Source organism: Geodermatophilus africanus (assembly GCF_900107105.1).
Classification (GTDB): domain Bacteria; phylum Actinomycetota; class Actinomycetes; order Mycobacteriales; family Geodermatophilaceae; genus Geodermatophilus; species Geodermatophilus africanus.
Window position 1 is genome coordinate 1 of record NZ_FNOT01000027.1, and the last position, 17,720, is coordinate 17,720.

The window sequence follows — 17,720 nt, forward strand, 5'->3', positions numbered from 1 at the left end:
CCAGGCCACCAGGCCCACCCCGATGAAGGACCAGCCGACGGCGAGGTCCAGCACGAGCGTCGGTGCCAGCAGGTCGGCGGGCACCCGGTAGCCACCCCACACCAGTGCGCCGGCCGCGGCCAGACCGGCGGTCGCCCCGGCCGCAGCCACCACCGCGCGGCTGCGCGGCCTCAGCCGCTGCACGGGACCGGCCGTCCTGGTCCGTCGATCACGTCCAGCAGTGTCTCGCCGCTGAGCTCCGCCTTGGCGATGAAGCCGCGCGCCGTGCTGGCCTCGACCCGGTGGCCGTAGTCCAGCAGTGCCCGGCTGGAGACCAGCACGACGACGGGCGCGGCCGGCTCCCCGGCGAGCGCCTCGGCCACGGCGAACCCGTCCAGGTCCGGCAGCTGGACGTCGAGGAGGACCACGTCCGGCGCCAGGTCGCGGACCGCGGCGAGGGCGCCGGCGCCGTCAGCCGCCTCGCCCACCACCTGGAAGCCGCCCGCCACGAGCAGCCGTCGGGCCAGCGACCGGAAGGGGGCGTGGTCGTCGACGATCACCACCCGCGGTGCCACGGACCGAGCCTGGCAGCGCCGCCCGGCCCCTGCCACGGGGTCAGCCCCGTGCCCGTCCCGGGGTCAGCCCGCTGGTCCGGGAGGGCCTCCCGGCGGACTCTCGGGTGGGTCGGTCCCACCGTTCCCGGAGGCAGTCATGACCCGCACCGTGCACCTGGCCCCGATCCGCGTCGGAGTGGCCGGCGCGGCCGCCGTCGTCCTGCTGACCGCGTGCGGCGGCGGGGGCTCCGAGGCCGACTCCGCGACGACGCCGCCCGCGACGGGGCAGAGCGAGGAGGGGACGACGGCATCGGAGGGTGCGGCCGACTTCTGCGCCCAGGCCGCCGGGATCGACCAGCGGGTCGACGCGGCCCTGTCCGACCTCGAGGGCGACGACCCGTCGGTCACCGACGCGTTCCGTCAGATCGCCACCGAGCTGCGCGGCATCGACGCACCGGACGCCATCAGGTCCGACTGGGAGGCGATGGCGGCCGGCCTGGACCGGATGGCCGACGCCTTCGCCGGCGTCGACTCCCTCACCGACCTCGACTCGATCGAGGCACTCGACCAGGCCGAGGGCGACCTGACCACGGCGAGCACCAACGTGGACGCCTACCTCAGCGACGAGTGCGGGCTCTGACGCGGCGCTGCCCGCACCGCCGCACCCGTCCGGTCGGCGGAGGACACTGACTTCACCTCGGGCCTGCCCGGACGGAGAGGGGGCCATCGATGTCCGGTCCCGAGCACCGTCGGGCCTCCAGTGGACGGGACGCCCCTGCCCGGGTGCGACGACGCCAGAGGCGCCGGCGTCGCGCCACCGCCGCCGTGGCACTAGCGGCCGCGGTCTGGGTGACGGTGCTCAGCCTCGCGGCGGCGGTGGACGACTTCCCCCGCGGCCTGTTCCTGCTCGTGTGCGGCGCGCTCGTCGCCGCGGGCGTGTGGGAGGGGGTGCTCCGCCGCGGCTGGGGACGGGTCGCGGGGCTCGCCGGTGCCGGTGCGGCCCTGACCGGCGGCGTCCTCCTGCTCATCGACGAGGGGTACCTGCGCACCCTCCTCCTGCTGGGCCTCGGCGCCCTGGTCTGGCACGCGGCGGCCCGGTCGGCCTTCCGGCCGGACGTCGTGCTGCCTCCGGCCGAGCGCCCCCGGAGACCGGTCGTCGTCGTCAACCCCCGGTCGGGGAACGGCCGCGCGGTGCGGGCGGGACTGGCCCAGGCGGCCCGGGACCGCGGCATCGACGTGGTGGAGCTGCGGCCGGGTGAGGATCTGGCGGCGCTGGTGCGGAGCGCCGTGGCGGCGGGTGCCGACGCCGTGGGCATGGCCGGCGGTGACGGGTCGCAGGCCGTGGTGGCCGCCGTGGCCGCCGACGCCGGCCTCCCCTACGCGTGCATCCCCGCGGGGACGCGCAACCACTTCGCCGTCGACCTCGGCGTGGACCGGTCCGACGTGGTGGGGGCGCTCGACGCCCTCGTCGACGGCAGCGAGCGGGTCGTCGACCTCGCCGAGGTCAACGGCCGGGTCTTCGTCAACAACGTCTCGCTGGGTGTGTACGCGCACGCCGTCCAGCGGGAGGGGTACCGCGCGGCGAAAGTGCGGACCCTGCTCGACGCGGTGCCCGGTTCGCTGGGTGCGCGCGGCGGTTCGCGGGACCTGACCTGGACCACCCCGGGTGGACGCACCATGCAGGGGGCGGCGGTGATCCTGGTGGGGAACAACCAGTACCGGCTGGGCGGGGCCGCCGGCGCCGGCACCCGTCCGGCCGTCGACCAGGGCCTGTTGGGGGTGACGGTGGTCGATCCCTCCGACGGCAGCGCGCGGCACCGACGGCGCCCCTGGCGCCAGTGGGTGGTCCACGAGTTCCGCGTCGAGGCCACACCGCCGGTGCCGGTGGGCATCGACGGGGAGGCCGCCGTGCTGGACGCGCCGGTGGTCTTCCGCGTGCGGCCGGCCGCGCTGCGGGTCCGCATCGCCGTCCACCATCCCGGCGCCTCGCCGTCGGCGATCGAGCCCGTGGGCGCGCTGGCGGCCCTCCGGGCCCTCGCGCGCATCGCCGGAGGAGGCGACCCCCGGCAGCGCCCGTCCCGGGTGCCGCCGGCCGTGCGGCAGCAGGCCCGCTGAGCGGCGCCAGGGACCGACGTACCCCGCATCCGTCGGCCGGGAACGGAACGTGCGATCAGGCGCGCGGGTCGGTCGGTGGTCCCGTCCACGACGCCCTGCTCGACGACCCGGTCGGCGAGCTCGCCGACGTCGCGACACCGTTCCTCCCGGTCGGCCCCCGGCGGTGACGCACCGGTGACACCCCCCGCACCACACTGGACACGCGATCGCCGGGACCGACCGGGGCGAGCCGCGTCGCCGGACGTTCCCGAGCGCGGGGCCTCCCGGGCCGCCGACGTCTCGCGACGGGCGGCCGGGAGGTCGCCGACCTGGCACTCGAGGGGCCCCGCCGGAACCGCGCCGGGGTGGCCGGGCGGACACGGGTCGAGGAACGGCCCTGAGTGGACGCCGGCCGTCCGGGCCGGGATCGGACTGGAGCCTGGCGATGACAACTGTTCGGAACGCGGCGCCGTCCTCACCGGGTGGTCGCCTCGTCGGTGACCACCTGAGAATCCCCGTCGCAGGAGAGCCGCGCCGGTACGTGGACCTCGACACCGCGGCCACCACGCCGGCGTCCGAGGCCGTCCTCCGTGCCGTGCAGGACTTCCTGCCGTGGTACTCGAGCGTCCACCGGGGCGCCGGGGCCAAGTCGCAGCACTCCACCGCCCGGTACGAGCAGGCGCAGGAGACGACGACCCGGTTCGTGGGCGCCGACCCGGCGACGCACGTGGCGCTGTTCCCCCGGAACACCACCGAGGCGCTCAACCTGCTCGCCTTCCGGCTCGGCCTCACCCGCGACGACGTCGTCGTGACCACCGCGGTCGAGCACCACTCCAACCTGCTGCCGTGGCGGCGCGCGGCCCGGCTGCGGGTCGTCGACGTCGACCGGCGCGGCACCTTCGACGTCGCCGCGGTGGAGGCGGCGCTCGACCAGCGGCCGGCACCGCGCGCGCTCGCGGTGACCGGCGCGTCCAACGTGACCGGATGGGTGCCCGACCTGCGCTCGATCGCGGCGGCGGCCCACGAGCGGGGCGTGCTGGTCGTGGTGGACGGCGCGCAGCTGGTGCCGCACCGGCCGGTGGACATGGCCGCGCTCGGGATCGACGTGCTGGCGTTCTCGGGGCACAAGATGCACGCGCCGTTCGGCGCGGGAGCCCTCGTCGTGCCCCGCCGGTTGCTCGCGCACGGCGAGCCGTTCCTGGTCGGCGGCGGGACGGTGCGGGCGGTGTCGTTCGACGACGTCGTCTGGGCCGATCCCCCCGACCGGGACGACGCCGGCTCACCCAACGTGGTCGGCGCCGTCGCGCTCGCGGCCGCCGCGGACGACCTGCGCGACCGCGGCTGGGTGGACCGGCTCCGGCACGAGGAGGCGCTCGTCCGGGCCCTGGACGGCGAGCTGGCCGCCGTCCCCGGTCTCCGCCGCCTGGGAGCGGTGTCCGGGGACCGGCTGCCCGTGGCCGCCTTCGTCCTCGACGGGGTGCCGCACGGCCTCGTCGCGGCCCGGCTCGCCCAGGAGCACGGCATGGGGGTGCGCAACGGGTGCTTCTGCGCGCACCCCTACCTGACCCGGCTGCTCGGCCTCGGGCCGGTGGAGGTGCGGCGGTTCCACGAGGACGCGCGGGCCGGCCGGCACGACCGGCTGCCCGGAGCGGTCCGGGTGAGCTGCAACGCCACGACCTCGCTGGCGGACGTCGCGGCGCTGGGCGAGGCGCTGCGGACCATCACCGCCACCCCGGTACGGGCTCGCCTGTACCGGCAGGGACGCGACGGCTCCGTGGTGCCCGTCGTCCCGGCTCCCCGGACACCGGCCTGACCCGACCCGCGGGACCACCCCGGGGGTCCCGCGGGGTGAGCTGGGCAGTCCCGGGGCCTGTCGCTGCCGCCGTCCTCATCGCCGTCCTGGCGACGGCGACGTGGCTGCAGGCAGGTCTGGAGCCGGCCGCGCTGGTGCGGCTCGTCCCCGCGCTGCCGCTGGTCGTCGGCTGTGCGGCGTCTCACCGCGCTCGGCGAGGAGGTGGTCTACCGGTCCGGCCCCCTGGCCACCCTGGTCGGCGTCGTTGGGCCCGCGGCAGGCCGTCCTGATGACCTCGCTCTGGTTCGGGCTGGCCCACTACTCCGGCTCGGTCCCCGACGGGTTCGCCGGCGTGCTCTCGTCCGGCCTCCTGGCGCTCCTGCTGGGCGGGGCGATGGTCGCGACCAGGGGACTGGGCTGGCCGTTCGTCCTCCACTTCGCCGTCGACCTCGTCGTCTTCGCCTGGATCGCCGTCCTGGCCGGCTGACCGCGCCACACCGGCCCGGCGCGATGCCGGGCCGGCCGTGCCCGCCCCCAGCCGGCCGGAGACCCGGGAGCGCCGTCCGGGAGCGGCCGCCGGAGCCCGCCGGCGACCACGAGCCCGGCCGCGGCGGCGACCTGCAGCCCGACGAACAGCAGGTAGGGCGCTAGTCGCCGTCGGTCAGGGGCAGCGGGACGCCGAACAGGCCGAGCGCGCTGTGCAGAGCGACCGCCGGCAGCACCGAGCCGCCGGTGTGCAGGAACACCCAGGTGTAGCCGACGGCGCAGGCCGGCAGCTGGACGAGCAGCAGCCAGACCGGCGTCCCCTCCAGGACCGCCCCGCTCGTCCAGGACAGCGGGGCGTGCCAGACCGCCCAGACGACGCCCAGCAGCAGGCTGGCTCCGACCGGCCCCCGGCGCCGCAGCAGCCGCGGTAGCGCGAACCCGCGCCAGCCCAGCTCCTCGCCGAGACCGTCGGTCAGGGCCAGCACGAGGAACAGGAGGACCAGGCCTGCCGGCCCCGCCTCGACCGCCTGCGGCCGGACCTCGGCGGCGCGGCCGCCGAGGAGCACGTGCAGCCCCGCGGTGGCCGCTCACAGGACGGCGGGTCCGGCGAGCACCACGGCCCACCAGCGGACGCCGACCCGCCACCGGGTCAGCCGGGCGCCCAGCTCCCGCAGGGCCGGACGGCCGGCCCACGCGGCGGTCAGGACGGCGGCGACCGCCGGGCCGTACGCCCACCCGGCGCCCAGGCCGGACGCCCACCGGCTGTCGAGCACCCCGGCCGACTCCAGCGCCCGCGGCACCCACACCGCCCAGGTGAACCCGAAGGCGAGCAGCAGGAAGGCGGGGAGCGTCGCGCGTTCCCGGACGACGGTCCCGGTCACCGGGAGCCCCGTGCGTCGGCCGCGAGGACGCGCTCGGCGGTCCAGGCCGGGTCCTCCAGGGCGAGCAGGTGCCCGACGCCCGGGCGCACCTCGAACGTCCAGTCCGGCCGGGTCGCGGCGAGCGCACGGGCCCGGTCGGCCGCCGAGAGCGGGTCGTCGGCGCCGTGCAGCCAGAGCGTCGGGGCGGTGACGCCGGCGAGCGTCCGCCGCCAGGCCCGCGGCCGGGCGAGCAGGGCCATGGTGCCCAAGAGGGCCGCCCACTGCTCGGCCCGGCCGGCGGCGGCGTCGGGACGGGCGGCCCGGTCGCGGGTCTCGGCGACGGCGGCCGCAATGCCCTCGGCGGGGATCCGGTGCAGGTGCCGCGTCGCCTGGCGCAGCTGCCGGTCGACCACCTGCTCGGGGGTCAGGGCGGCCAGCTGCCGGGCGACCCGGCCGGCCACGCCGGGCAACCGGAGGAACGCCAGCTTCGCCGCGATGGCCGGGTCCAGCCGGCCGGCCGTGCCCGGCACCGGCGGGCTGAGCAGCACCAGCCGGCGGACCGTCTCCGGGGCCGCGGCCGCCTGCAGGACGGTCAGGACGCCGCCCATGGAGTGGCCGAGCAGCACCACCGGCTCCCCGACGACCTCGCGGACGAACCGGTCGAGGAGCCGGCGGTCGGCGGGAACCGCGTCCGGCCGGGGCCCGGCGGGCACCCCGCTGCCGCCGTGGCCGAACAGGTCGACGGCGAGGACCCGGTGGGTGCCCGCGAGGAAGGGGGCGAGCAGTCCCCAGGTGAGGGCCGAGCCGCCCAGGCCGTGCACGCACAGCGCGACCGGCGCGCCGGCCGGGCCGCCCAGGTCCAGGAAGCGGACGGGGCCGTCGAGGTCGGTGGTCGTGGCGACGGCGCCGGGCGGCCACGCCACGGGCGTCGCGGGGCTGGTGACGGCGGGAGGGAGGGACACGGGAGGCTCCTCGGGGTCGGGTGCCCCGGACGCTCCCGCCCCCCGGGGTGGTCGCGCACCACTCCACCCGCCGGACCACCCCGGGTGGGGCTCAGCAGAGCCCGAGTGCGCGCCCGCGCTCGACGGCCTCGCGCCGCGACCCGACGTCCAGCTTGCGGTAGAGGCTCCTCGTGTAGCTCTTCACCGTGTTGACCGACAGGTGCAGCGCGGCGCCCACCTCCCGCTGGGTGAGCGGTCCGCGAAGCGCCCGGAGGACCGAGAGCTCCCGCTCGGTCAGCGGTTCGGGCAGCGCCGGTCGCACCCGCGCGGCGGCCCGCCGGCCGGCCCGCGCCGTCACGGCGGCGACCTCCCGGTCGAGGACCGGGGAGGGCGGCGCGCCCAGCCGCGCCTCGTGGGCCCGGTCGAGGAGCCCCAGCGCGGCCGTCGGGTCACCGGCCGCGAGTGCCGTCTCCGCCGCGCTGACGAGCACCAGCACGGCGACCGCCGGGTGCGCCTGGACACCGACCAGGTCGGCGGCACGGTCCGAACGGGCGCGGGCGGACCCCAGTCGGCCCGCGCGCCGGTCGAGCACCCCTGCCGTGGCGTGCAGCAGCGCCAGCGCGGCGGCGGCGGCGTCTCCCAGCTGCGCCTCCAGGGCCGCGGCGTCGTCCCCGGTCGACCGCAGCAGCCGCTCGGCGCGGGCGTCCCGCTCGGGGTCGGCCTCGTCGTCGCCGGGCTGCACCAGGCACCAGGCGAGGAGCCCGGCCACCTCCAAGCGGGAGAAGACCGGCAGGGTGGCCGCAGCCGGGGCCCGCCACGCGGCGTCGAGCTGGGCCAGGGCCTCCTCCCACCGGCCCACACCGAGCATCGTGCCGCCGAGGGCCACCCGGGCGACGACCCAGCCGGGCAGCCCGGGATCGGTCTCGGCCACCACCGCCTCGTGCGCGGCCTCCAGCGCGACCGCCGGCGACTCCTCGGCCGCCGTCCCGTAGACCGCGCGCAGTGCGGCGATCGCCCCCGCGGGGTCGGTGAAGCCGGGATAGCCGGGGCCGGGCCGGCCCGCCCGGACCCGCTCGGCGGCCCGGTCGAGCAGCCCGGGCACCCGGTCCAGCCGGCCGGTGACCCCGGCGGCCCAGGCGAGGGACAGCAGCAGCGGCACCGAGTCCGCGACCGCGGCCGGGTCGAGCCGGTTGCCGAGTTCGGCGAACACGCCGACGCGTGCCGTGGCGAGGAACGTCCCGGTGCTCTGCAGCAGCCAGTCGGCGGCCCCGGCACTGTCGCCGGCGTCGAGTCGGGTGCGGATCGCCTCCTCGACCAGGCCCTGCTCCCAGAACCACGCCGCGGCCCGGTGGCGCACCTCGGCGACGCCCGCCGGGTCGGCCAGCTCGCGCCGCAGGGCCGCCCGGAACAGCGGGTGCACGCGGTACCAGCGCCCGTCGGCGTCCACCGCGGTGACGAAGACGCCGTCCCGCTCCAGGCCGGCCAGGACCGCGCCGGAGCCGGCGCGGTCGAGGACCGCGTCGCACAGCGGGCCGCACAGCCGGTCGAGCGGGGCGCAGCGCAGCAGCAGCTTCCGCCGGTCCGGTGGCTGGCCCGCGAGCACCTCGGCGAGCAGGTAGTCCACGGCGTGCCGCAGGCCGGGCGGGCCGGGCGGCGCCGCCCGGCCGTGCGCCCGGTCGCGCAGCGAGAGTGCGCCGAGGACGAGCCCGGCCGCCCACCCCTCGGTGCGGACGAGCAGCCCGGCGACCGCGGCCGGCTCCGGGCCGGCGTCCTCACCCGCGCCGGCCACCGAGGTCAGCAGCGCGCGGGCCTCCCCGGCGGTGAAGCGGAGGTCCGCGGTGACCAGCTCGGTCAGCCGGCCGCGGGCCCGCAGCCGGGCGAGGCCGACCGGGGGCTCCGTGCGGCCGGCGAGCACCACGCGCAGCGCGGGGGGCAGGTGGTCCAGGAGGAACTCCAGCCCCTCGACCACCCGGGGGTCGGTGACCTCGTGCAGGTCGTCGAAGACCAGCACGGTGGGTTCGTTCCGGGCGGCGAAGCCGTTGAGGAGCTCGGGGACGGCGACCTCGAGGGGGTCGACCGACGGGACGGACAGCGCGCGGAGGGCCCGGCCCGCGACGTCGGGGGCGGGGCCGGCCAGCGCGGTGGCCACATACGTCCAGAACCGCGCCGGGTCGTCCTCGCTGCGCTCCAGGGTGATCCAGGCGACCGGCACCCCGGCGTGCCGGGCCCAGGCGGCGAGCAGCGTCGACTTGCCCCACCCGGCGCCGGCCACGACCGCGGTCACCGGTGTGGTGCGGACGGCGTCGAGCCGGTGCAGCAGGCGGGGGCGCAGGACCAGCGAGGCGGGTGCCGGCGGCACGGTGAGCTTCCCGGCCAGCAGCGGACCGCCCGCGCCCGTCGGCCCCGACACGACCGCTCCTCCCCGGGCCGGCGCCCGCCGCCCCTCCCTCGGAGGTGTACCGGCGCGGGCGCGCGCCGTCCACGCCGTGCGCGCCGGCCCGGGTGCGGTGGAGGATCCCCCGCACCCGACAGGAGGACACGATGCCCCTCTCGCTCCCGCCGCTGCCCACGATGATCGTCGGCAGCCTCCCCCAGCCCGACTGGCTCATCGACCGGGATCGACTCGGGCACCAGTTCCCGCCACGGATCCGGGCGCGCGAGCTGTGGCGCATCCCGCCGGAGTTCCTGCAGGAGGCCCAGGACGACGCCACGCTCGCCGCCATCTCCGCCCAGGAGCTGGCGGGGCTGGACGTCCTGACCGACGGTGAGATCCGTCGCGAGTCCTACTCCAACCACTTCGCGACGGCGCTCGACGGGCTGGACCTCGATCGGCCCGGGACCGTGCGCAACCGCTCCGGCGTCGAGATCCCCGTGCCGCGGGTGACCGGGGAGATCCGCCGACCGGGGCCGGTCCAGGCCCGCGACGTCCGCTTCCTCCGCGAGCACACCGGCCGCGCCGTCAAGATGACCGTCCCCGGGCCGTTCACGATGGCCCAGCAGGCGCAGAACGACCACTACCCCGACGACCGCGCCCTGGCGCTGGCGTTCGCCGACGTCGTCCGTGAGGAGATCGCCGACCTGTTCGCCGCGGGTGCCGACATCGTCCAGCTCGACGAGCCGTGGCTGCAGGCCCGCCCCGACGTGGCCCGCCGCTACGGCGCCGAGGCACTGACGCGTGCCGTGGCGGACGCCGCCGGGCCGGTGCACGTGCACCTCTGCTTCGGCTACGCCGCCATGGTCGCCGACCGCCCGGACGGCTACTCGTTCCTGCCCGAGCTCGCGGACGTGCCGGCCGACACGATCTCGGTCGAGACCGCGCAGTCCCGCCTCGACCCCGCGAGCCTGCGGCCGCTGCGGGGCAAGGGGATCGCCCTCGGCGTCCTCGACCTGTCCACCCCGGACGTCGAGACGCCGGAGACGATCGCCGACCGGGTGCGGCGCGCACGGGACGCCGTCGATGTCGACCGGCTCGTGCTCTCCAGCGACTGCGGCCTGAAGTACCTCCCGCGGGCCTCCGCGGCAGGCAAGATGCGCGCCCTCGCCGCCGCGGCCGCCGTGCTGCGCGCCGAGCTCTAGTCCCGAGGCCCCCCGTGGAGGACCTCCGATGCGCATCCTGATCTGGCACGGCTATCTCCTCGAGGGCAGCGGCTCGAACGTCTACACCCGGGAGCTCGCCCGCGCGTGGAGCCGGACGGGCCACGAGGTCGTGGTCCTCTGTCAGGAACCGCACCCCGAGCGCTACGACCTCGGCGGCGCCGCGGTCGTCCGGCCGAGCCTGCCCGGGACGCTCCCGGTCTTCGCCATGGGACCGTACGAGGACGTGCAGCCGAGGTTGTTGACGGAGATGAGCCGCGACGCTCGGGAGGCGTTCGTGGCGGCGAACGCGGCGGCCGTGCGGGCGCAGGGTCCCGCGGACCTCCTGCTGGTCAACCACGTGCTGCTCGGCGCTCCGGTGGGGGCGGCGTCCGGGCTGCGGTACGTCGTCAAGGCGCACGGGTCGGAACTGGAGTTCGCCATGCGGGGGGACGCCGAGCTGTGCGCCTGGGCCCGGGAGACCCTCCCCGGCGCGGCCGTCGTCCTGGCCGGGTCCCGCCACGTGTCCGGTGTCCTCGGCGAGCTCGTGGGCGTGGACCCCGAGCGGGTCGCCGTCGTCCCCCCGGGCGTGGACGTCGACACGCTGCGTCCCCGCGAGCGGGCCGCCGCACTCACCGCGCTCGTCGAGGAGTGCCGGCGGGATCCGGCTCATCCGGCCGGGGGGCACGACGAGCGGTTGCCCGACGCGGGCAACGCCGAGCGGCTGGCGGAGTTCCTGAGCGGTGCCCGCAGAACGGTGCTCTACGTGGGCGGCCTCAGCGCCGAGAAGGGTGTCTCGCTGCTGCTGGAGGCCCTGCACGGACTGGACGCCCGGGCGGTGGTGGTCGGCTCCGGCCCCGCGCGCGCCGAGCTGACGGCTCTGGCCGGCCCGGACGTCCTGTTCACCGGCCCGCTGCAGCACCGCCACCTGGCACAGCTGTGGCCGCTGGCGGACGTCAGCGTCGTCCCGTCGGTCTTCCCGGAGGCGTTCGGCATGGTGGCCGCGGAGGCCGCGGCCTGCGGTTCGCCCCCGCTGGTCGCGCGGCACTCCGGTCTGGCCGAGGTCGCGGCCGGCCTGGAGGGCGAGTACCCGCCGCACCTGCGGCACCTGGCGTCGTTCACCAGCGGGGACGCCGAGGACCTCCGCACCCGCCTGCGCGAGCTGCTGGACCTGGAAACCGGGTCCTGGCGAGCGCTCTCCTCGGGAGCCCGCAGGGCGGCCGTCCGGCTGTGGAGCTGGGACCACGTGGCCGGCCGCATCCGCGAGCTCGCCGCAGGGGCGGGAGACGACGGCCCGGGGGCCGGGCGGCGGATGCCGTCGACGTGACGTGCTGCGGCAGCTCGGGGACTCAGCCGCCCTCTCCGACTTGTGCGGTCGCCACCGGACTCCCCACGCCGGGAGCGGTCCGTGCCGGCCCGGTCCGATCTCGGGTGCGCACCGGTCCTCGGAGCACAGCGCTCAGCTCCGCGGCGCGCCACCCCCGCAGCGAGCTGACCACCGCCACCCGCTCCGCCCGCTCGAGGTCGGCCACGGTGAGCACCCGCTCGGCCAGCCGGCCGGTCTCGAGCAGCCGCGCCCGCTCGACGCCGGGGAGGCACCCCGACTCCAGGGGCGGCGTCCACCACGCCCCGTCGAGCTGCAGCGCCAGGGTGGCCCGGGTGACCTCGGTGAGCTCCCCGCGGGTGTTGACCATGACCACGTCGTCGACGTCGGGCCGCCGCTCGCGGCGCCGGTCGTACGGCGCCCGCACGGTCGTCTTGTGGTACAGCCAGCGCTCCTGCGGGTCGACCGGCTCGTCGTCGACCGCGAGCCGGACCGGGCCGGGCGGGGGCGCCGGGAGCGCCGCGACGTCGACGGTGAGCGTGCCGTCGCGCCGCAGCCGGAGCCGCACCCGTGCCGTCGGGCAGCCGGCCACCCGGGAGCCCAGCAGCTCCCGCGCGGCGCCCGGGTCGAACCGGAACCCGAGGTGCTCGGCGGACGCCGCCAGGCGCTGCAGGTGGCGGTCCCGGTTGCGCAGGCCGCGCCCCGGCTCGTGCCGCATCGTCTCCAGCAGTTCGAACTCCCGGGGGCGGGCGCGGAGGACGGCGGCCTTTACGAGCACCTCGTCGTGCTCGGCCGCCGCCTGCGAGCCCCAGGTGATGCCGCCCCCGGTGCCGTACACCGCCTCCCCCGTGGCCGTGTCGACCACCGCGGTGCGGATCGCCACGCTGAAGCGGGCCCGGACCGGCGCATCCGGCGGCCCGATCAGACCGATGGCCCCGCAGTAGACCCCGCGGGGCTCGTCCTCGACCGAGCGGATGACCGCCATCGAGCTCGCCTTGGGGGCGCCCGTGACCGAGCCGCAGGGGAACAGCGCCCGGAACAGCTCCACCAGGCCGGTGCCGGGCCGCAGCCGCGCGGTGACGTCGGAGGTCAGCTGGAGCACCGTCTCGTAGGGCTCGACGGCGAACAGCGCCGGCACCTCGACGCTGCCGATCTCGGCGACCCGGGCGACGTCGTTGCGCATCAGGTCGACGACCATGACGTTCTCGGCCCGCTCCTTCTCGCTGGACCGGAGCTCGGCCGCCAGGCGCCGGTCCTCGTCCCGGTGCCGTCCCCGCCGTGCCGTCCCCTTCATCGGGCGGAGCAGCACCTGGTCCCCGCGGCGCTCGAAGAACAGCTCGGGGCTGGCACTGGCCACGACGAAGCGGCCCAGGTCGAGGTAGGCGTTGTGGGCGCCGCGCTGGCCCAGCACCAGGTCGCGGTACACGGCGAACGGGTCCCCGGCCACGCGCCCGGCCATGCGCACGGTGAGGTTGCACTGGAACGTGTCCCCGGCGGCGATCCGCTCCCGGATCCGGGCGACGCCGTCCGCGTGTCCCACCACCGTCCACGTGGGGTGCCACTCGGCGTTGCCGGGCGCCTCGCCGTCGTCCGGTGCACCCGGCCCGGCCGCGTCCAGTGGCGGCACCGGGACCGGCTCGGCGCAGATGCCGAACCACGCCAGCGGCATCCCCATCGGCGGAGCCGGGTGCACCGCGAGGTCCGGGTCCAGTCCGGCGGCGGCCTCGTAGGCGACGTAGCCGAACGCCCACCGGCCGGCGTCCGTGGCCCGCTCGACCTCGGCCAGCACGCCGACGACCTCGTTGGGTCGCTCGGCCACCAGGATCCGGTCGGGAGCGGCACACCCCAGCGCCGTCCCCGTCCGGAGGTCGTCGAAGCGGGCCCAGGTCACCGCGGCACCGTCGCACCGTGGACGGCGGCGAGCAGCTCGGCCGGGGTGGAGGCGCACCGGTGGACGCGGTCCAGCGCGGCCGCGTGCACCAGCAGGCCCGCCGTCCCGGTCCCCACCAGACCCTCAGCGGGTCAGCGGAAGACGACCGTGCTCTGGCCGTTGAGCAGCACCCGCTGCTCGCTGTGCCAGCGCACCGCCCGGGACAGCGCGAGCGCCTCGGCGTCCTGCCCGACGGTGGCGAGTGCCCGGGGGTCGTAGGTGTGGTCGATGCGGATGACCTCCTGCTCGATGATCGGGCCCTCGTCGAGGTCGGGCGTGACGTAGTGGGCCGTCGCGCCGACCAGCTTCACGCCGCGGTCGAAGGCCTGGTGGTAGGGCTTGGCGCCCTTGAACCCCGGCAGGAACGAGTGGTGGATGTTGATCGCCCGGCCGTACAGGGCGGCGCACGTCTCGTCGGAGAGGATCTGCATGTAGCGGGCCAGCACGACCAGGTCGGCCCGGTACTCGTCGACCAGCTCGAGCAGCCGCTCCTCGGCCTGCCCCTTGGTGGCCGGGGTCACGGGCACGTGGACGAACGGCAGACCGGCCGCCTCCGCCATGGGGCGCAGGTCCTCGTGGTTGGACACCACGGCGACGAGCTCGGCGCCGAGGCTGCCGGCGCGCCAGCGGAAGACCAGGTCGTTGAGGCAGTGACCGAGCTTCGACACCATGACCACCACCCGCAGCGGCCGGTCGCCGTTGACCTGGTAGCTCATGCCGAACTCGTCGGCCACCGCCCGGAAGTCCGCCGAGAGGCGCTCGCAGTCGGTGTCCTCGGTGCAGACGAAGGCGGTGCGCAGGAACAGCTGACCGCGGAGGGCGTCGTCGAACTGCTGGTGCTCGACGATGTCGCAGCCGTGCCGGAACAGGAACGAGCTGACCGCGTGCACGATGCCCGGACGCTCCTTGCAGCTGAGTGTGAGGGTGAACGGGTGGGACACGGGTGCCTCCTCAGCACTCGACGATGTTGAGCGCCAGCCCGCCACGGGCGGTCTCCTTGTACTTGTCCTTCATGTCCGCACCGGTCTCGCGCATGGTCTTGATCGCCTTGTCCAGCGGGACGTGGTGCCGGCCGTCGCCGCGGACGGCCATGCGGGCCGCGGTGATGGCCTTGACCGAGCCGACGGCGTTGCGCTCGATGCAGGGGATCTGCACCAGCCCGCCGACCGGGTCGCAGGTGAGCCCGAGGTTGTGCTCGATGCCGATCTCCGCGGCGTTCTCCACCTGCTCGGGGCTGCCCCCGATGACCTCGGCGAGGCCGGCGGCGGCCATGGAGCAGGCCGAGCCGACCTCGCCCTGGCAGCCGACCTCCGCGCCGGAGATGGAGGCGTTCTCCTTGAACAGCAGCCCGACCGCTGCGGCGGTGAGCAGGAAGCGCACCACCCCGTCCTCGGAGTAGGACTCGACGAAGTCGCGGTAGTAGTGCAGGACGGCCGGCACGATGCCGGCGGCGCCGTTCGTCGGCGCGGTGACCACCCGCCCGCCGGCCGCGTTCTCCTCGTTCACGGCCAGGGCGTAGAGCGTGACCCACTCCATCGCGCGGAGCGGGTCGGTCTCGTCCGGGTGCTCCTCGAGCTGGGCGCGCAGCGCCGCGGCGCGCCGGCGGACCTTGAGCCCCCCGGGCAGGACGCCGGTGGTCCGGGTGCCGCGCTCGACGCACTCCTGCATCACCGACCAGGTGTGCAGCAGCCCGGCGCGGACCTCCGCCTCGCTGCGCCAGGCCAGCTCGTTGGCCAGCATCACGTCGCTGATCCGCAGGCCGGTCTCCCGCGTCCGGGCCAGCAGCTCCTCGCCGGTGCGGAACGGGTACCGGACGGGCGTGGCGTCCTCGACGATGGCCGGGTTGCCGGCGTCGTCCTCGTCGAGGACGAACCCGCCGCCCACCGAGTAGTACTCGCGCCGGTCGACCTCGGCGCCCTCGGCGTCCAGGGCCCGGAAGCGCATGCCGTTGCTGTGGAAGTCCAGCCGCTTGCGCCGGTGCAGCACCACGTCGTCGTCCACGGAGAAGGGGATGGGGTGCTCGCCGGCCAGGGCCAGCTTGCCCTCGTGACGGACGGCGTCGACCCGCGGGCCGGCCGCCACTGGGTCGACCAGATCGGGCTGCTCCCCCTCGAGGCCGAGGACGACCGCCTTGACGCTGCCGTGCCCGTGCCCGGTCGCCCCCAGCGAGCCGAACAGCTCGCAGCGCACCCCGGCGACCCGGCCGAGCCGCCCCTCGTCGCGGAGCCGCGACACGAAGGCGCAGGCCGCGCGCATCGGGCCGACGGTGTGCGAACTGGACGGGCCGATCCCCACCTTGAACAGGTCGAAGGCGCTGATGGTCACTCGTACCTCCCTCTCCCCGCCGATGTCCTGACGCACCGACTGGGGACCTAGGTACACAGTTGGTATATCAGATGTACTGTGAAGGTATGTCGATCCCTCTGAAGAGGCAAGACCTGTTGGCCGCCAACCTCTACGATCTGGTCGTGAGCGCTGAGCCCCTGGACCTCGACTCGTCTGCTGCCGCGTCCCTGGCGGACAAGGCCTACCTCGCGATCCGGGACCGGCTGATCATGCTCGACATCCGGCCGGGCGACCCGATCGACGACGACGAGCTGGCCATGGACCTCGGCGTCGGCCGGACCCCGGTCCGGGAGGCGTTGAAGCGCCTGGAGGGCGACCGGCTCGTGGTGTCCTACCCGCGGCGAGGGACCTTCGCGACCGGGATGGACATCTCCGACCTGGCGCACATCTCCGACATCCGCGCCCAGCTCGAGCCGTTGGCGGCCCGTCGTGCCGCCGAACGGGCCGTCCGCGCGGCGCACGCCGAGCTCGAGGACCTGGCCTCGCGCATCCAGCACCTCGACGTCACCCGGATCGACCGGACCGAGCTGATGCGCTGGGACCTCGCCGTGCACCGGGCCATCTACCGGGCGGCCGGCAACCCCCACCTGGAGGACGTGCTGATCCGCTACGACAACCTGGCGACGCGGATCTTCTGCCTGTTCCTCGACCGGCTGCCCACGGTGGACGAGCACGTCGGTGAGCACGTCGAGCTGCTCCGCGCGATCGCCACCGGCGACGCCGAGCAGGCCGACGACCTCGCCCGTGAGCACGTCCTGGGGTTCGAGCGGGCGATCCGTTCGGTGATCTGAAGAAGTCGAAGGACCCCGTCCTCCTCACCGCTCGCAGGCTCGCGGCGAGCTCCTGGACGGGGCGGGCCCCGCACCGGGCGGACTACACCGGGCCGACGGCGTCCAGCACCGTCAGGACGTCCCTCGTGGCCGCGACGTCGTGCACCCGCAGCACCGCGGCACCTCGCTGGACGGCGACGATCGCCGCGGCCAGGGAGGCGGGCAGCCGGTCCCCCACCGCCCGTCCGGTGAGCTGCCCGAGCACCGACTTCCGGGACAGCCCGGCCATGACCGGGACCCCCAGGCTGCGCAGCCCGTCGAGCGAGGCCAGCAGGGTGACGTTGTCGGCCGGCGTCTTGCCGAACCCGAACCCCGGGTCCACCACCAGGTGCTCCTGCGGGATGCCGGCGTCGAGGCAGGCACGCACCCGCTCGGCGAGGAAGGTGCGCACCTCCACGACGACGTCCCGGTAGCGCGGGTCCTCCTGCATGGTCTCCGGCGAGCGCTGCATGTGCACCAGGCACACCGGCACGCCCAGCTCCGCGGCGGCCGCCAGGGCGCCCGGCGACCGCAGCGCCCGGACGTCGTTGACCATGCTCGCCCCGGCCGCCACGGCTGCCCGCATGACCTCGGGCCGCGAGGTGTCCACGGACAACGGCACGGGGACCCGCTGCACGAGGGCCTCGACCACCGGGACGACGCGCGCCAGTTCTTCGGCGAGCGTCGGCGGGCGCGAGCCGGGCCGGGTCGACTCCCCGCCGACGTCGATCAGGTCGGCACCCTCGGCGGCCAGGGTGCACCCGTGCGCCACGGCCCGGTCCACGTCGTCGAAGCGCCCGCCGTCGGAGAAGGAATCGGGCGTGACGTTGAGGATGCCGCAGACCAGGGGCCGACCCGCGCCGAGGACCCGGCCGAGGGGGTGCGTCGGGGTACGCGTGCCCACGGGCGGGCGGTCGGCCAACACCGTGCCGGTCATGGGGTGCTCCGATCTCGCGGGGTCGGGAGGAGGCGGGACGGCGGGTTCACGGCCGCCCGAGGAGGACGGGGTCCATCCACGGTGAGGGGGACGAG

Annotated in this window: 17 protein-coding genes; 7 read left to right on the plus strand and 10 right to left on the minus strand. The window is 76.3% G+C overall.

Annotated elements, in window-relative coordinates; translation table 11 throughout:
• A partial coding sequence (locus tag BLW63_RS24520; protein ID WP_211517286.1) for a hypothetical protein occupies nucleotides 1-183 on the minus strand: 183 nt, incomplete at its 3' end.
• On the minus strand, nucleotides 171-554 hold the full coding sequence (locus BLW63_RS24525; protein ID WP_091162071.1) for an ANTAR domain-containing response regulator: 384 nt from the start codon (nucleotides 552-554) through the stop codon (nucleotides 171-173). The genes BLW63_RS24525 and BLW63_RS24520, both read right to left, overlap by 13 nt.
• A gap of 136 nt (nucleotides 555-690) precedes the next feature.
• On the opposite strand from BLW63_RS24525, the gene BLW63_RS24530 reads away from it, so the two are divergent.
• From BLW63_RS24530 to BLW63_RS28725, 4 genes are all read left to right on the plus strand, one after another.
• A complete protein-coding gene (locus BLW63_RS24530; RefSeq protein ID WP_091162073.1) occupies nucleotides 691-1,173 on the plus strand; it encodes a death domain-containing protein in 483 nt (160 codons plus the stop codon).
• Nucleotides 1,174-1,358: 185 nt separating this feature from the next.
• On the plus strand, nucleotides 1,359-2,648 hold the full coding sequence (locus BLW63_RS24535) for a diacylglycerol/lipid kinase family protein (protein ID WP_244522789.1): 1,290 nt from the start codon (nucleotides 1,359-1,361) through the stop codon (nucleotides 2,646-2,648).
• 520 nt (nucleotides 2,649-3,168) lie between these two features.
• Nucleotides 3,169-4,440, plus strand: coding sequence for an aminotransferase class V-fold PLP-dependent enzyme (locus BLW63_RS24540; RefSeq protein ID WP_170856957.1), 1,272 nt, complete (start codon nucleotides 3,169-3,171; stop codon nucleotides 4,438-4,440).
• 100 nt (nucleotides 4,441-4,540) lie between these two features.
• On the plus strand, nucleotides 4,541-4,906 hold the full coding sequence (locus tag BLW63_RS28725; RefSeq protein WP_280140577.1) for a CPBP family glutamic-type intramembrane protease: 366 nt from the start codon (nucleotides 4,541-4,543) through the stop codon (nucleotides 4,904-4,906).
• Nucleotides 4,907-5,066: 160 nt separating this feature from the next.
• Here the strand turns inward: BLW63_RS28725 and BLW63_RS24550 are convergent, their stop codons facing one another.
• The 4 genes from BLW63_RS24550 to BLW63_RS24565 form a co-directional block, all read right to left on the minus strand.
• Complete coding sequence (locus BLW63_RS24550; protein WP_170856958.1) at nucleotides 5,067-5,471, minus strand: CPBP family intramembrane glutamic endopeptidase; 405 nt, start codon at nucleotides 5,469-5,471, stop codon at nucleotides 5,067-5,069.
• 21 nt (nucleotides 5,472-5,492) lie between these two features.
• A complete protein-coding gene (locus tag BLW63_RS24555; protein WP_091162087.1) occupies nucleotides 5,493-5,786 on the minus strand; it encodes a hypothetical protein in 294 nt (97 codons plus the stop codon).
• The gene (locus BLW63_RS24560; RefSeq protein ID WP_091162089.1) at nucleotides 5,783-6,727 is read right to left on the minus strand and encodes an alpha/beta fold hydrolase; all 945 of its coding nucleotides are present in this window, start codon (nucleotides 6,725-6,727) and stop codon (nucleotides 5,783-5,785) included. Before BLW63_RS24560 ends, BLW63_RS24555 begins: the two co-directional genes overlap by 4 nt.
• A gap of 91 nt (nucleotides 6,728-6,818) precedes the next feature.
• Nucleotides 6,819-9,116 (minus strand): winged helix-turn-helix domain-containing protein, encoded by a 2,298-nt coding sequence (locus BLW63_RS24565; protein ID WP_091162091.1) that lies wholly within the window; start codon nucleotides 9,114-9,116, stop codon nucleotides 6,819-6,821.
• A 131-nt stretch (nucleotides 9,117-9,247) separates the two neighbouring features.
• Between BLW63_RS24565 and BLW63_RS24570 the strand changes: the two genes are divergently transcribed.
• Both BLW63_RS24570 and BLW63_RS24575 read left to right on the plus strand, forming a co-directional pair.
• Complete coding sequence (locus BLW63_RS24570) at nucleotides 9,248-10,282, plus strand: uroporphyrinogen decarboxylase family protein (RefSeq protein WP_091162092.1); 1,035 nt, start codon at nucleotides 9,248-9,250, stop codon at nucleotides 10,280-10,282.
• A 28-nt stretch (nucleotides 10,283-10,310) separates the two neighbouring features.
• Entirely contained in the window at nucleotides 10,311-11,606 is a 1,296-nt protein-coding gene (locus BLW63_RS24575) for a glycosyltransferase family 4 protein (protein ID WP_091162094.1), read from the plus strand.
• A gap of 22 nt (nucleotides 11,607-11,628) precedes the next feature.
• Here BLW63_RS24575 and pabB read toward each other — a convergent pair whose 3' ends face one another.
• The 3 genes from pabB to BLW63_RS24590 form a co-directional block, all read right to left on the minus strand.
• The gene (gene pabB / locus BLW63_RS24580) at nucleotides 11,629-13,494 is read right to left on the minus strand and encodes an aminodeoxychorismate synthase component I (protein WP_091162096.1); all 1,866 of its coding nucleotides are present in this window, start codon (nucleotides 13,492-13,494) and stop codon (nucleotides 11,629-11,631) included.
• A 131-nt stretch (nucleotides 13,495-13,625) separates the two neighbouring features.
• Nucleotides 13,626-14,474, minus strand: a complete 849-nt coding sequence (gene purU / locus BLW63_RS24585) for a formyltetrahydrofolate deformylase (protein WP_091162098.1) — start codon at nucleotides 14,472-14,474, stop codon at nucleotides 13,626-13,628.
• A gap of 10 nt (nucleotides 14,475-14,484) precedes the next feature.
• Nucleotides 14,485-15,858: an L-serine ammonia-lyase gene (locus BLW63_RS24590; protein ID WP_091162100.1), complete on the minus strand. Its 1,374-nt coding sequence runs from the start codon at nucleotides 15,856-15,858 to the stop codon at nucleotides 14,485-14,487.
• 143 nt (nucleotides 15,859-16,001) lie between these two features.
• On the opposite strand from BLW63_RS24590, the gene BLW63_RS24595 reads away from it, so the two are divergent.
• A complete protein-coding gene (locus BLW63_RS24595) occupies nucleotides 16,002-16,670 on the plus strand; it encodes a GntR family transcriptional regulator (RefSeq protein ID WP_091162133.1) in 669 nt (222 codons plus the stop codon).
• 82 nt (nucleotides 16,671-16,752) lie between these two features.
• On the opposite strand, the gene folP is transcribed toward BLW63_RS24595, so the two are convergent.
• Nucleotides 16,753-17,625 carry a dihydropteroate synthase gene (folP, locus tag BLW63_RS24600; RefSeq protein WP_091162103.1) on the minus strand — a complete coding sequence of 291 codons (873 nt, stop codon included), beginning with the start codon at nucleotides 17,623-17,625 and terminating at the stop codon, nucleotides 16,753-16,755.
• Nucleotides 17,626-17,720: the final 95 nt, after the last annotated feature.

Bases quoted from the DNA above. Each gene is read 5' to 3' on its own strand.
- BLW63_RS24570 (WP_091162092.1), top strand. From the start codon at position 9,248: ATGCCCCTCTCGCTCCCGCCGCTGCCCACGATGATCGTCGGCAGCCTC.
- BLW63_RS24575 (WP_091162094.1), top strand. From the start codon at position 10,311: ATGCGCATCCTGATCTGGCACGGCTATCTCCTCGAGGGCAGCGGCTCG.
- folP (WP_091162103.1), bottom strand. From the start codon at position 17,625: ATGACCGGCACGGTGTTGGCCGACCGCCCGCCCGTGGGCACGCGTACC.
- BLW63_RS24530 (WP_091162073.1), top strand. From the start codon at position 691: ATGACCCGCACCGTGCACCTGGCCCCGATCCGCGTCGGAGTGGCCGGC.